Genomic DNA, 13,780 nt, shown 5'->3' on the forward strand with positions numbered 1-13,780 from the left:
GGGGCTTGATGTTGTGCCGCTCAGGCGCCGCACGGGCTTGATGCTTGGCCGCTCAGACGCCGCACGGGCTGTTTAAGCCAAGGCGCTGAGATGCTGGCGCATCACGCCTTGGACCGCTCAGACGCCGCACGGGCTTCATTCCTTCGGCCTGTTGTCCAACACCCGCTTGGCCTTGCCTTCCGAGCGGGCGACGCCGCCGGGGGGCGTGATGTTGATGCGGGTCGAGACGCCGACCACGGCCTTGATGTGATGGGCCAGCTCCCCGGCGGAGGCTTTGCGGGCATCATCGCCTGCCATGTCCGGCGTGCATTCCACATGCACGGTCATGGTGTCCATGCGCCCGTCGCGGCTCAGTTCGATCTGGAAATGCGGGGCAAGGCCCTTGCACTTGAGGATCTGCTCCTCGATCTGCGTCGGGAATACGTTGACGCCGCGCAGGATGATCATGTCGTCGCTGCGGCCTGTGATCTTCTCGATGCGCCGCATGGAGCGGGCGGTGCCGGGCAGAAGCCGCGTCAGGTCGCGGGTGCGGTAGCGCACCATCGGCAGGCCTTCCTTGGTGAGGGTGGTGAACACCAGCTCGCCCATCTGACCATCGGGGAGAACTTCGCCCGTCACCGGATCGATGATTTCCGGGTAGAAATGGTCTTCCCACACATGCAGGCCGTCCTTGGTCTCCACGCATTCCTGCGCCACGCCCGGCCCCATGATTTCCGACAGGCCGTAGATATCAACCGCATGCATGTCGAAGGCCTGCTCGATTTCCTCGCGCATGGCGTTGGTCCAGGGCTCGGCGCCGAAGATGCCGGTCTTCAGCGAGGACTGGCGCGGATCAAGCCCCTGACGGCGGAACTCGTCAAGAATGGCCAGCATGTAGGACGGGGTGACCATGATGATGTCCGGCTGGAAGTCGCTGATCAGCGTCACCTGCCGCTCGGTCTGGCCACCGGAAATCGGCACCACGGTGCAGCCCAGCCGCTCCGCGCCGAAATGGGCGCCAAGGCCGCCGGTGAACAGGCCATAGCCATAGGCATTGTGCAGCATGTCTCCGGGCCGCCCGCCGGCGGCGCGGATGGAGCGGGCCACCAGATTGGCCCAGACGTCAATGTCATTGGCGGTGTAGCCGACCACCGTGGGCTTGCCCGTGGTGCCGGAAGAGCCATGCACCCGCGTCAGCTTGGCGCGCGGCACGGCGAACATGCCGAAGGGGTAGGTGTCGCGCAGGTCCTGCTTGGTGGTGAAGGGGAAGCGGGCAATGTCCTTCAGGCTCTTCAGCTCTTCCGGGTGCACGTCATGCTCGATGAAGCGCTTGCGGTAGAAGGGCGAATTCTCATAGGCGTGCTTCAGCGACCGCTTCATGCGGTGAAACTGCAGCGCCTCGATCTCGTCACGGGACGCGGTCTCGATCGGGTCGAGCGACTTGCGGTCCGGCGTCAGGTCTTCCATGGTCTCCTCCCCAGGATATCCAGTCTCATGCTTGGTTTCGTGCGCTCACGGGGCGCATGTGAGTCTTGCTGTCAGTTCCCGTCCATTTCTGGCTCCGAGCCCCCCACCCCTCACCCCTCCCCACGAGGGGGAGGGGGGGCTGAGAGGCTGTGCCGTGAGCCGGTTCCAGCGAGGGGCAGCGGCTCAATCTGTTCCTTCCGGCGGGGCCTTGCCGCTCCCCTCCCCCTCGTGGGTAGGGGTGGGGGGCTGCCTCTCCGGCTGGCAGGGCAACAAAGGCTGGCGACCGTCAGTTCCTTCGTCTGGCCCCTCCCAACAAATCTTCCATCCTTCAGTTCATCTCAGGCTCCGCGCCCCCCACCCCTCACCCCTCCCCACCAGGGGGAGGGGGGCTGAGAGGCTGTGCCGTGACCCTCACCCCTCGGGAATATGCGTGCCCTTGATGGTGCGGCAGTGGCCGCGGAATTCGGCGAGGTGCTGGCCGTCCTGATTGGTGATGCGCACGTCGTAGATGCCCGAGCGGCCCTGCCGTGACACTTCCACGGCCTGTGCCGTCAGCCGGTCGCCGATGCGGCCGGGCAGGAGGTAGGTGATGGAACAGTGCTGCGCGACAGCGTGCTGGTTGCGGCTGTTGCAGGCGAAGGCAAAGGCGCTGTCGGCCAGCGTGAACAGATAGCCGCCGTGGCAGGTGCCGTGCCCGTTGGACATGGCGGCGGTGATGGTCATGCTGATCGTTGCGGTGCCGGGACCAACCTCTTCAAGGCGCATGCCAAGCTCTTGCGTGGCGGTGTCGCCTTCCCACAGGGAGCGGGCGGAAGCTTCGGCGATGTCCTGCGGGGTCATGGCGCTGAGCGGTTTCATTGGCCCTTGAACTCCGGCTTGCGCTTTTCAAGAAAGGCGGTGACGCCTTCGGCATAGTCGGCGCTGCGCCCGGCCTGACGCTGCAGGTCGCGCTCCATGTCGAGCTGTTCGTCCAGCGAATTGGTGGCGGCGGCCTGAATGAGCCGCTTGGTCAGCCCCAGACCCAGCGTGGGGCCGGCGGCGAGCGAGGCGGCCAGCGCCTCGGCTTCGCCCATCAGCGCCTCATCCTCCACGGCCTTCCAGATCAGGCCCCAGCTGGCGGCGGTTTCGGCGGGCAGGGGCTCGGCGGTCAGCGCCAAAGCCTTGGCGCGGGGCTCGCCCAGAATGCGGGCAAGGCTCCAGCTGCCACCGGCATCCGGAATGAGGCCAATCTTGGCGAAGGCCTGAATGAAGCGGGCGGATTTCGCCGCCAGAACGATGTCGCAGGCCAGCGCGATGTTGGCGCCGGCCCCTGCGGCCACGCCGTTGACGGCGCAGACAACGGGCTTTTCAAGGCTGCGAATGAGGCGGAGCGTGGGGTTGTAGAAGGTTTCCAGCGTGTGGCCGAGGTCCGGCGCCGGACCGCCCTTGCGGGGGTCGCGGTCGCCCAGATCCTGCCCGGCACAGAAGCCCCGGCCCGCACCCGTCAGCAGCACGGCGCGCACGGCGGCATCCTCATGGGCGCGGGTCAGGCCCTCGCGCAGGGCAAGGTGCATCTCTTCGTTGAACGAGTTGAGCTTTTCCGGCCGGTTCAGCATCAGGCGCAGCACGCCGTTGTCCAGCGCCACCAGAACGGAAGCGCTCCCGGTCCCTGTTTCGGGCCCAGTTTCTGTCCCAATTTCGGGCATGGTCTTGTCTCCTCCCGTCCGGGCCATGGGACCGGACATAAAAAGCTCTTGCATAAACCGACCGGCCGGTCAATGATAATCCTCGCCGGTCAGGGATGGGCCGGCGGGAGGACTTCGCAAGGACCTGTTGGACGGCTGCTCGCCGGGCACTGCCCGCCGGCAGCGCTGATCTGTGTCCCTGCCGTTATACCCCCGTTCGGGCTGGCCAGAGGAGTGGCCGTTCGGATGGGCCGCATCCCGAAGAGAGAGATAGACCGGTCCGGTTTCCGTGGGAGGAGAGCATGAAGACCTATTTGACGACAACTGCGCTGGCAGTGGCGGCCGGGCTTGGCCTTGCCACCAGCCTTGTCACTGGCGCACTCGCCGAAATCCGCATTGGCGCATCCATTTCCGCAACCGGCCCGGCGGCCTTCCTGGGCGATCCGGAAGCCAAGACGCTGGAAATGCTGGTCGAGGAAATCAACGCCAGGGGCGGCGTCAACGGCGAGAAGATCACCCTCATTTCCTATGATGATGGCGGCGACCCCAACAAGGCCCGCACCTTCGCCACCCGCCTTGTGGAGGATGACGAGGTGGTGGCCATCATCGGCGGCACCACCACCGGCACCACCATGTCGATCCTGTCGGTGGCGGAAGATGCGGAAGTGCCGTTCATCTCGCTGGCCGGTGCCATCGACATCATCAGCCCGGTGAAGCCGCACACCTTCAAGACCCCGCACACCGACCGCATGGCCTGCGAGAAGATCTTCGAGGACATGAAGGCGCGCGGCCTGACCAAGATCGGCATGATTTCCGGCACGGATGGCTTCGGCGCCTCCATGCAGGCGCAGTGCAAGTCGGTCGCCGGTGACTACGGCATCGAGATCCTGGCCGACGAGACCTATGATCCCAAGGACGCCGACATGACGGCGCAGCTGACCAAGATCAAGGCCACAGCCGGCGTGCAGGCGGTGCTGAACCCCGGCTTCGGCCAGGGCCCGTCCATCGTCACGCGCAACTACAAGCAGCTGGCCGTCGGCCTGCCGTTCTACCAGTCCCATGGTGTGGCTTCCGATGGCTTCATCAAGCTGGCGGGCGAAGATGCGGCTGAAGGCGTGCGCCTGCCGGGCACGGCGCTGCTGGTGGCGGACCTGCTGAAGGATGGCGATCCGCAGAAGCCTGCGGTGGAGGCCTACAAGGCCGCGTTCGAGGCCCGCACCGGCACGCCGGTCAGCACCTTTGGCGGCTATGCCAATGATGCCTTCCTCATCCTCGTGGATGCGCTGACGCGGGCAGGCTCCGCCGAGCCGAAGGCGATCCGCGATGCCATCGAGGCAACCTCCGGCCTTGCCGGCACCACGGGCATCTACACCATGTCTCCCGAAGACCACCTCGGCCTCGACCTCTCCGCCTTCCGCATGCTGGAAATCAAGGGCGGCAAGTGGACGGTTGTTGAGTGAGGCATTGAAGGGGGGCATCAGCCTCACTGCCTGACGGAGAGGCTGTTCCCCCCACCCCTCACCCCTCCCCACGAGGGGGAGGGGGGCGGATGGGCCCTGCTACAGGGGACGGGTAGTCTCTTCTGACCCTTGAGGAAACGCCGAGGTCGATGACAAAGCGAGGGCTCTCCTCTTTCGTCATGGCCGGGCTTGTCCCGGCCATCTACAAGCCATTGATTTGGTTAGATCCTCGGCACAAGGCCGAGGATGACGATGGAGAGGCCCAAGGCTTGTCAGCAGTCTGAGCGTTTCAGCCCCTCAAGGGGGAGGGAAACAGAGACGCGCTGCAACAAGAAACAGATGCCCTCTGCACCTGCTGCAATGACCACTGCATATCCAGCCGGAGACTGACATGCCGGAACTGCTGCAATTTCTTTTTTCGGGGGTGACGGTCGGGGCGGTTTATGCGCTTGCGGCGCTTGGCTTCACCATCATCTACAACGCCTCGGATGTGGTGAACTTCGCGCAGGGCGAGTTCGTGATGCTGGGCGGGATGATCACCGTCTTCGCCCATCTCGCCGGGGCGCCTCTGCCGCTGGCGGCGCTGCTGGCCATCGTCATCACCGCGAGCCTTGGCGTTGCCATGAACAAGCTGGCGATCGAGCCTGCGCGCGGCGCGCCTGTGGTGTCGCTGGTCATCATCACCATCGGGGCGTCGATCTTCATCCGGGGTGCGGCGCAGCTGATTTTCGGCAAGCAGATCCACAGTTTCCCGGCCTTTTCCGGCGATGCGCCGTTCCACATCGGCGGGGCGACGATCCTGCCGCAGAGCCTGTGGGTGATTGGCGGGGCGGTGGCCGTGTTCATCGGCCTGTGGCTGTTCTTCACCCGCACCCTGCTGGGCCGCGCGGTGCTGGCCACCTCCAACAACCCGCTGGCGGCGCAGCTGGTGGGCATCAACACCGGTTTCGTCATGACGCTGTCCTTCGCCCTGTCGGCAGGCATCGGCGCGCTGGCGGGCGTGCTGGTCACGCCGATCACGCTCACCTCCTATGACGTGGGCCTCGGCCTTGCGCTGAAGGGCTTTGCGGCGGCGATGCTGGGCGGCATGGGCAACCCGAAAGGCGCGCTGGTGGGCGGGCTGACGCTGGGCCTGCTGGAGGCGCTGACGGCGGGCTACATCTCCTCGCAATACAAGGATGCCGCCGCCTTCCTCGTCATTCTCGCGGTTCTCTTCTTCCTGCCGCAGGGCCTGTTTGGCCGCAAGGCCACGGAGCGGGTGTAAGCGATGCGACTGTCTTCCAAAGCAACGGCACTTCTCGTTCTGGCGCTGCTGGTGGCGCTGGCGCCGCTCCTGTTCCCCTCCGGCTTCTATTACCGGGTGGGCGCGCTCATCTTCGTCAACGGCCTCGCCGTGACGGGCATCGTCATCCTGACCGGCTGGGCCGGGCAGGTCAGTTTGGGCCATGCGGGCTTTGCCGGTATCGGCGCCTATGCCTGCGCGCTGGCCCCCGTTCATCTCGGCCTGCCGCCGGTGTTCGCGGTGGTGCTGGGCGCGGTGGTTTCCGGGCTGCTGGCCTATCTGGTCGGCCGCCCGATCCTGCGGCTCAAGGGTTATTACCTCGCCATTGCCACGCTCGGCATGGGCATCCTGATTTCCATGGTGCTGAACAACGAGCGGGCGCTGACACGCGGGCCGGATGGCATCGACGTGCCGGAATTCGGCCTGCGCGCCGTGCTGAAAGGCATGGGGCTGGATCTGACGAACGGCCAGTTCTGGTATTTCTTCTGCGGGCTCTGCCTCATCCTCGGGGCGTGGCTTGCGCTCAATCTCTACAACAGCCCCACGGGCCGGGCGCTGCGGGCGCTGCATGGCTCGGAAGTGGCGGCCGGCACGGTGGGCGTCGATGTGGCGGCGGCCAAGCTGCAGGCCTTCGTCATTTCCGCCGTCTATGCCTCGGTCTCCGGTTCGCTGCTGGCCCTGCAGAACAAGTTCATCACGCCGGATGTGGCGGGCTTCATGCATTCGGTCGAGATGGTCACCATGGCCGTGCTGGGCGGTGTCGGCTCGGTGATGGGCGGCATCTTCGGCGCGGCGGTGCTGACCCTGCTGCCGCAGGTGCTGACCGTCTTTGCCGAATATGAGCAGCTGGTTCTGGGTCTGGTGATGATCCTGGTGATGATCTTCCTGCGGCAGGGGGTGATCCCGTCCATTCTGCGCAAGATCAGGGGAGGCGAGGGATGAGCCTTTTGTCGATCGAGGGCCTCGGCATCAGCTTCGGCGGGCTGAAGGCGGTGCATGACGTGTCCTTTGCGCTGAAGCCCGGCGAGATCGTCTCCGTCATCGGGCCGAACGGGGCGGGCAAGACGACGCTGTTCAACATGATCTCCGGCATCTACCAGCCCGGTGCGGGCAAGGTGAAGCTGAACGGCGAGGATGTGACCGGCATGCCGCCGCATCTTCTGGCCCGGCGCGGCATGTCGCGCACCTTCCAGAACCTGCAGATCTTCCAGCAGATGAGCGTGCTGGAGAATGTCACCGCCGGGTTTCACCTGAAGGAGCGCGGCTCCGTGCTGGCGGACCTCTTCGCGCTGCCCGCCTCCCGCCGCCGCAGCAAGGCGGCGGAGGAGGGGGCGCGGGCGCTGCTGAAACGGGCCGGGCTGGAGCGGGCGGCAGAGCGCGAGGCGGCCAGCCTTTCCTATGGCTCGCTGAAGCGGCTGGAAATCGCCCGGGCGCTGGCGCTCTCGCCGAAAGTGCTGCTGCTGGATGAACCGGCGGCGGGCTGCAATGCAGTGGAGACGGAAGAGATCGACCACCTGATCGCCGAAATCGCCGCTGCAGGCACCGCCATCCTGCTGGTGGAGCATGACATGAAGATGGTCATGCGCATTTCGAACCATATCGTCGTGCTGGACCATGGCGAGAAGATCGCCGAAGGGGACCCGGCCGGCATCAGCCGCAACCCGGCTGTCATTGCCGCCTATCTGGGAGCTGATCATGCTGCTGGTTGAGGGCCTGCGTGCCCGTTATGGCCGGATCGAGGTGCTGCATGGCCTCGACCTTTCCGTCAATTCGGGCGAGACCGTTGCCGTGATCGGCGCCAATGGCGCGGGCAAGACCACGCTGCTGCGCTGCCTGTCCGGCGTCCATCCCCTTGCGGCGGGCTCCATCACCTTCCGCGGCGAGACGCTGACAAAGGTGCCCTCGCACCGGCGTCTGGCGCGCGGGCTGGCCCAGTCTCCCGAAGGGCGGCAGATCTTCACCAATCTGACGGTGGAGGAGAACCTGAGGCTCGGAGCCTATCTCTTCGATGATGACCGGGTGGCAAAGGACATGGACGATGCCTTCCACATGTTCCCGGTGCTGCGGGAAAAGCGCAATCTGGCGGCGGGCGGCCTGTCCGGCGGGCAGCAGCAGATGCTGGCCATGGCCCGCGCGCTGATGGGCCGGCCCTCGTGCCTCCTGCTGGACGAGCCGTCGATGGGCCTGGCGCCGATCATCGTCGCCCAGATCTTCGACGTGGTGAAAAGCCTCAAGGCGCTGGATGTGACCGTGCTTCTGGTGGAGCAGAACGCCTTCGGCGCGCTGAAGATCGCCGACCGGGGCTATGTGATGGAAACCGGCCGTATCACCATGCAAGGCCCTGCCGCAGATCTGATCGCCGACCCCCGCATCCGCGAGGCCTATCTGGGGATTTGAGGGGGAGTGTTTCTGCCGGACTGCCTGTGAGGCTCCAGTTCCTCTCCCCCCTTGAGGGGGAGATGCCCCCGTCAGGGGGCAGAGGGGGGTATGCAGCCTGTCCGGTTGGAAGAGAGGGCCTGCCGTCCTGAGGCGCTGCCACCCCCCTCTGTCAGCTTGCGCTGACATCTCCCCCTCAAGGGGGGAGAGGGGGCTGCGGCCTGTGGAGGAGCCCATTGCTGAGGCAACTCAAAGGAGCCGCTAAAGCTGGCCCAATATCCTGCGGCAGCGTTTGCCAATCTCGTGCACGGCGCGCTCCAGAATGCGGGAGGGATCGCCTGCCGCCTCCACGATGGCAGCGGCGGTGCCTTCGCTGCAGCTTGAGACCTGCTCCGCCAGATCCTTCACGCGCCGTATGGTGGTGGCGGGGCTGAGGCCGTTGTCCTCTGCCAGTGCCTTCCAGTCATCGGCCCTGAGGTCCGCTGCCTTGTAGCGGCCGCCGATGGCCTGCGGCAGGCTCTGGTCCACATGGCGGTAGACGGCAGCGCACATCAGGTCATAGAGCGGGGCAAGCCTTGCCGACCCGCCCGCACCGATCAGCACGGAGTGGTTCTTGGCATGGGAATCCGAGTTGCAGATCAGCACGTTGAAGATGACTGCATCAAGCAGCTTCAGCCGCTCGGCCGGGCTGACCAGCGTATGGATCGCGGCAAACATCATCTTCAGCGTCACGCCCTGTCCGCCGGTCATGCGCTCGTATTTCTGTGCCGGAAACTGGCCGGTGAGCTGGCACAGATCCTCCTGATGCAGCCGCCGCAATTCCCCTTGCCCGTCGGTGAAGCGGTCGTAGCGCTCCACCAGCAGATAGCGCCGCTTTCCGGCCGTGCCGATGGACGCGCTGGCCGCCTCCAGACCGCAGGCGCGTGCCAGCGCCAGGCAGAAGGCCTCATTCTCGACACTGCCCGCCAGATGGCGCGTGTCCGGCTTGAGGATGTGGGTCGAGGGCGTGCCATCCACCGGAATGGCCAGGGTGCCCTCCGGCGTCACGAAGACCGGCAGCTTCTCCTGCACGCCGGCCAGAGACATGGAAACACCGCGCTCGCCGGCGAGAAAGGGCCGTGCCGGAAGCTCGTCCAGAATGCGCTCCAGCGCGGCGTCACCGGGAACCGGCATCAGGTGGATGCCGGGTTTGCGCGGCGCGCCGATGGAGAGGGCGCCTGCCGTATCCCGGCCGATGTGGCTGAGCAGGCCGACGATATCCTGCGGCGAGACCTTCAGCTTCTGGCCGATTTCCGCCAGATGCGTTTCGGGCAGAAGGTTGGCCAGCCAGGGCAGCAGCCGTCCGGCCTCCACAGGGCCGGAGCGCAGCGGCATGGTCAGCGAAACGGGAAAGGCCGCCCGGCGCGCCTCCCAGCCCGGCTCATAGTCAAGCCGCCATTCTCCATCGAAGCGCAGCTGCGCGACGGGAAGGCTCTCGTAGAAGATCGCGGTCATCGGCCTTCCCCGAAGTCGGGCAGGAAGGCCAGATCGCCGTCCTCCGGGGGCGTTGCGGGAGCAGGGCGTGCCTGCCGCAGGTCGCCGATTTCGAGGCCGACGGTGCGGGCGACGGTCAGCGCCTTTTCCAGATGGCAGCCGGGCTTGCCGGACTCCAGCTCGACGATGAAGCGCTCGCCCGTGCCGGAGCGGGCGGCAAGCCCGGCCTGTGTCCAGCCAAGCGCCTTGCGCTGTTTGCGGATTGCGGCGCCAAAATCCCCTGCGGTTCTGAACAAGCGGCTTCTCCCTGCTTATCTTACCGTACAGGAAGAAAAGCGGTCGTTCAATGTCAATCTTCCCGTTCGGGATGAAAGCTGCTTTTCTAGCAACGGGCTTCCCGATCGGTAAGTTTTCCGGCGGTCCGGCTCTCCGGTCTCAGCCCTTGATCTCCATCTCGAACAGCGCGCCGCGGCCGGACGGGAGGCAGCGGGCGTGGCCGCCGTGGGCGGCGGGCTGTCAGAGCTGGCTTTGAAGCCACCGGCTTCAGGCCAGCTTCCGGTCTGAATTATTGTTTTGCCTTTGCGTGACTAAGCTGCACTTAGGCCGTACACATTGTCGAAATTATAGGTCAACTGAGGAGCAGCGCTGTGACCGGGCTTTCCGCCTTGAATGGGGCGACCATCGCTTTCGACCTTGATGGCACTCTCGTCGAAACGGCCCCAGACCTCATCGGGGCTGTGAATGCTATTCTGACGGCGGAGGGCTGCACTCCCTTGGCGTATGGTCAGGGCCGCCCCTTCATCAGCGCGGAGCACGGTGGCTGCTGCAGCGGGGATTTGAGATCGCTGGAGAAGAAGAACCGGCGGCCCGCGCCGCCGCTCTCTTCGGCCGCTTCATCAGCCACTACAGTGCTCATATCGCAGATGAAAGCCAGCCGTTTCCAGGTGTCATCGGGGCTTTGAGAACCCTGAAAGCAGCCGGTGCCAAGCTTGTAGTCTGCACGAACAAGCCTACCGGTCTATCGAATAGCTTACTTGCCAAACTGGACATGGTGGAGCTGTTCGACGGGGTGGTCGGCATTGATGCGGTTACGGCAGCCAAACCCAGCGCTGCACATCTGATCGAAGCCGTTGAGGCTGTGGGAGGGGACTTGGCTCGCACAGTGATGGTTGGTGATGCTGATACCGACGCCGGAGCCGCGCGGGCGGCTGGCACAGCGCTGATCCTGGTCGACTTCGGTTATACCGAAATTCCGGCGGCCGAACTTTCGCCGGATGTTCTGCTCCATCATTTTGATGGCTTGGTGGATGCCTGTACGAACCTGCTCAACGGGATGCGTCCTGTCTATCTGCCTTGTGAAACAATGTCATAAGGGCACGTTCCGTACTCCATCCGCAGGTTGCCGTATCCCGGCCGGTAAGATTTTGAACTGCCGGAAGCTTGCCGGTCTTACACCAAGGCTTTCGATGCTGACGCATCACGCCTTGAAATTGCTCAGCCCTTGATCTCCACCTCGAACAGCGCACCGCGGCCGGACGGAAGGCAGCGGGCCTGGCCGCCGTGGGCGGCGGCGATGTCCGCAACGATGGCCAGACCCAGGCCGCAGCCGTTGTCCATGTCGAGGCTGCGCCGGAAGAAGCGGTCGAACACCCGCTCGCGCAGGTCTTCCGGCACGCCCGGCCCGTCATCCTGCACGCTCAGCCGCACGGTTTCCGGCTGGAAGTCCAGCGTCACGGTCAGCTCACCGCCGGGTTTCAGGGCGTAGCGGACGGCGTTGTCGAGAAGATTGGCCAGCATTTCCTCAACCATCACCGGATCGCAGGTGACGGGCCTTGCCTCGCCCTCCAGGGCAAAGCTGACCGCAACATCGCGGCGCATCTGGATCTCGGCAAAGGCACGTACACGCTCGGCCACGAGGGCGGCGAGATCGGCCTGGGTGAACAGCGAGCGCAGGCTGCGCCCGCGCACCCGCTCCATCGACAGAAGCTGGTTGGTCAGCCGGCCGGTGGCCCTTGCCGAAACGGCGATGGCACTCACCCGCTTGCGCAGCGTTTCCTCATCCGGTGCGGACAGGGCGGCTTCCGCCTGGCTGACGATGGAGGCAATGGGATTGCGCACCTGATGGGCGGCGTCAGAGATGAAGGCGGCCCGGATCTCGAAGGCCTTGGCGAGCCGTGAAAAGAGTGAGTTTGTCGTCTCCACCAGAGGCCGCAGTTCCTTCGGCACCCAGCGCCGGATGGGGCGCAGGTCGTCCGGCGTGCGCAGGCTGATGGCGTTGCGCAGGTCCAGAAGCGGCTTCAGCCCCAGCTGGATGCCGAACCACAGGATCAGCGCGGCCGACAGGATGACGGTGCCCAGCAGCAGCAGGGATTCCGTCAAGAGTTCCTGGCTCAGCGCGCTGCGCTGCGTGGTGGTCTGCCACACTTCAACGGTGACCCAGCCATTGAAGCGGGGATGGGCAATGAACTCCCGCAGCACGACCGAACGGACCTCACTGCCGAGATAAATGCTGTCAAAGAAGCTGGGCTGGCCGCTCTGCAGGCTGATGTCCTCCGGAATCCGGGGGGAGTGGGAATAGCCGGTGACGAAACTGCCGCCCGGGCCGGTGATGCGGTAATAGACCGGGTCCCCCAGTGCGGTGGTCAGCTCTTCGAGGAGCGGCTCGGTCAGCATGTCGCCTTCGGAAATGATCACATCGCGGGAGATGGTCAGGGCGACCGCCAGCAGCGTCTTGTCATAAAGCTGGCGCGACAGGTTCTGCGCCGCTTCATAACGGGCATAGGCGCCGAAGGCGGCAATGATGACCAGCGGCACGATCAGCAGCAGGAACAGCCGCGCACGCAGGGAAAGCCGGTTCATGCCGGGTCCGTGTCCAGCATGTAGCCGAGGCCGCGCGCCGTCCGGATCTGCACGCCGCTGCCCTCAAGCTTGCGGCGCAGGCGGGAAATCAGCAGCTCGACGGCATTGGCCTCGACTTCCGCCCCGGTGCCATAGAGCGATGCGGTGATATGCTCCTTGGCCAGAAGCCGCCCCCTCTGGTCGAGCAGCAGCTCGAACAGGGTCAGCTCGCGGCGGGGCAGGTCCAGCCTCTCGCCATCCCGGTAGACCGTCCGCTGCTGCCGGTCATAGGTCAGGCTGCCGGCGGTTTCGATCTGCGGCGCAACCTGCGGGCGGCGGCGGGAAAGGGCCCGGAGGCGGGCGAAAAGCTCTGCCATTTCGAAGGGCTTGACCAGATAGTCATCGGCCCCCGCATCCAGCCCGTTGACCCGGTCGGAGGTCTTGCCCATGGCGGTCAGCATCAGCACGGGCGTTGCATCCCCGCGCTGGCGCAGGCGGCGGGTGAGCTCTATGCCGGTCAGTCCCGGCAGGTTGACGTCAATGATGATGACGTCGCAGGTCTCTGTTCTGAGAAATTCTTCCGCGGCCAGCCCGTCGTCGAGATGGTCGACCGCATGACCCTGATCCTTCAGCGCATTCTCGATGCCCTGTGCCAGGCTCATGTTATCTTCGACGAGGATTATTCGCACCTTCGTGCCTTCTGTTGTCAGACAGGTTACGGACAGCAAACTTTCGTAATGTGCGATCAAGCAGACTTGACGAGGAGAAATCAAGTCCGCTTCCATCAGAAGATAAGAATTGGCTGCATCCTGATGCTGTTCAGGGGCCGGGGGAGGAATGATCCATTGACTTTGTTTGCACTGACGCGCCAGGGCGCGAGGGATCGGGCTGCAACGCTGTTTACAGCGGGACTGCAGGCCCCGGCGGGATGTGACCTGGCCCCGGGCGCGGATGCGGCCCGGGCCTCCAGAAAAAACCGCCACTAGAGCCGGGATCCTGCTCTCCTGCCCGTCCGGTGCGGCGATGCGTGCTGTCACGCCTTGCCATGCGCCTTCCAGATCTCATCAAACATCTTGAGAACCTGCGGATCGCCGCGGTGTTCACGGAGTTATGACCGTGATTGACACGTTACTGTCTGCGCTTGGCACGCTTTTGTCTTTCCAGCACCTGTTCTACATGCTCATCGGTGTGTCCGTGGGGCTTGTGATCGGGGTGATCCCCGGTCTTGGCGGCATCGCCGG

The 13,780-nt window shown here is 65.0% G+C and carries 13 protein-coding genes; 6 read left to right on the forward strand and 7 right to left on the reverse strand.

The genetic code is table 11. From position 1 onward, the window contains the following. Window positions 1–135: 135 nt before the first annotated feature. From paaK to paaG, 3 genes are all read right to left on the reverse strand, one after another. Window positions 136–1,446 carry a phenylacetate--CoA ligase PaaK gene (paaK, locus tag IF10I1_RS13295; RefSeq protein WP_186392993.1) on the reverse strand — a complete coding sequence of 437 codons (1,311 nt, stop codon included), beginning with the start codon at window positions 1,444–1,446 and terminating at the stop codon, window positions 136–138. A 411-nt stretch (window positions 1,447–1,857) separates the two neighbouring features. Next, entirely contained in the window at window positions 1,858–2,304 is a 447-nt protein-coding gene (paaI, locus tag IF10I1_RS13300) for a hydroxyphenylacetyl-CoA thioesterase PaaI (protein ID WP_119396742.1), read from the reverse strand. Next, a complete protein-coding gene (gene paaG, locus IF10I1_RS13305) occupies window positions 2,301–3,131 on the reverse strand; it encodes a 2-(1,2-epoxy-1,2-dihydrophenyl)acetyl-CoA isomerase PaaG (protein ID WP_186414954.1) in 831 nt (276 codons plus the stop codon). Before paaG ends, paaI begins: the two co-directional genes overlap by 4 nt. A 281-nt stretch (window positions 3,132–3,412) precedes the next feature. Here paaG and IF10I1_RS13310 point away from each other — a divergent pair, with 281 nt between their 5' ends. From IF10I1_RS13310 to IF10I1_RS13330, 5 genes are all read left to right on the forward strand, one after another. Beyond that, window positions 3,413–4,570 (forward strand): ABC transporter substrate-binding protein, encoded by a 1,158-nt coding sequence (locus IF10I1_RS13310; RefSeq protein ID WP_186414955.1) that lies wholly within the window; start codon window positions 3,413–3,415, stop codon window positions 4,568–4,570. A 391-nt stretch (window positions 4,571–4,961) separates the two neighbouring features. Next, window positions 4,962–5,834: a branched-chain amino acid ABC transporter permease gene (locus tag IF10I1_RS13315; protein WP_050475270.1), complete on the forward strand. Its 873-nt coding sequence runs from the start codon at window positions 4,962–4,964 to the stop codon at window positions 5,832–5,834. A gap of 3 nt (window positions 5,835–5,837) precedes the next feature. Further along, on the forward strand, window positions 5,838–6,794 hold the full coding sequence (locus IF10I1_RS13320; protein WP_050475269.1) for a branched-chain amino acid ABC transporter permease: 957 nt from the start codon (window positions 5,838–5,840) through the stop codon (window positions 6,792–6,794). Continuing rightward, the gene (locus IF10I1_RS13325; protein ID WP_019966668.1) at window positions 6,791–7,561 is read left to right on the forward strand and encodes an ABC transporter ATP-binding protein; all 771 of its coding nucleotides are present in this window, start codon (window positions 6,791–6,793) and stop codon (window positions 7,559–7,561) included. Before IF10I1_RS13320 ends, IF10I1_RS13325 begins: the two co-directional genes overlap by 4 nt. Beyond that, window positions 7,548–8,249 (forward strand): ABC transporter ATP-binding protein, encoded by a 702-nt coding sequence (locus tag IF10I1_RS13330; protein ID WP_050475267.1) that lies wholly within the window; start codon window positions 7,548–7,550, stop codon window positions 8,247–8,249. The genes IF10I1_RS13325 and IF10I1_RS13330 overlap by 14 nt, the downstream gene beginning before the upstream one ends. A gap of 240 nt (window positions 8,250–8,489) precedes the next feature. On the opposite strand, the gene IF10I1_RS13335 is transcribed toward IF10I1_RS13330, so the two are convergent. Continuing rightward, window positions 8,490–9,722, reverse strand: a complete 1,233-nt coding sequence (locus IF10I1_RS13335) for a type II toxin-antitoxin system HipA family toxin (RefSeq protein WP_186414956.1) — start codon at window positions 9,720–9,722, stop codon at window positions 8,490–8,492. Continuing rightward, window positions 9,719–9,997, reverse strand: coding sequence for a helix-turn-helix domain-containing protein (locus tag IF10I1_RS13340; protein ID WP_186414957.1), 279 nt, complete (start codon window positions 9,995–9,997; stop codon window positions 9,719–9,721). Before IF10I1_RS13340 ends, IF10I1_RS13335 begins: the two co-directional genes overlap by 4 nt. Window positions 9,998–10,542: 545 nt before the next feature. Here IF10I1_RS13340 and IF10I1_RS22960 point away from each other — a divergent pair. Beyond that, complete coding sequence (locus IF10I1_RS22960) at window positions 10,543–11,073, forward strand: HAD-IA family hydrolase (RefSeq protein ID WP_371328529.1); 531 nt, start codon at window positions 10,543–10,545, stop codon at window positions 11,071–11,073. Window positions 11,074–11,195: 122 nt separating this feature from the next. Here the strand turns inward: IF10I1_RS22960 and IF10I1_RS13350 are convergent, their stop codons facing one another. Further along, on the reverse strand, window positions 11,196–12,560 hold the full coding sequence (locus IF10I1_RS13350; RefSeq protein ID WP_186414958.1) for a sensor histidine kinase: 1,365 nt from the start codon (window positions 12,558–12,560) through the stop codon (window positions 11,196–11,198). After that, on the reverse strand, window positions 12,557–13,228 hold the full coding sequence (locus IF10I1_RS13355) for a response regulator transcription factor (protein WP_050475290.1): 672 nt from the start codon (window positions 13,226–13,228) through the stop codon (window positions 12,557–12,559). Before IF10I1_RS13355 ends, IF10I1_RS13350 begins: the two co-directional genes overlap by 4 nt. Between the last annotated feature and the right edge of the window lie 552 nt (window positions 13,229–13,780).

It is taken from the genome of Pannonibacter sp. I15F10I1, from assembly GCF_900185665.1.
GTDB classification, from domain to species: Bacteria; Pseudomonadota; Alphaproteobacteria; order Rhizobiales; family Stappiaceae; genus Pannonibacter; species Pannonibacter indicus.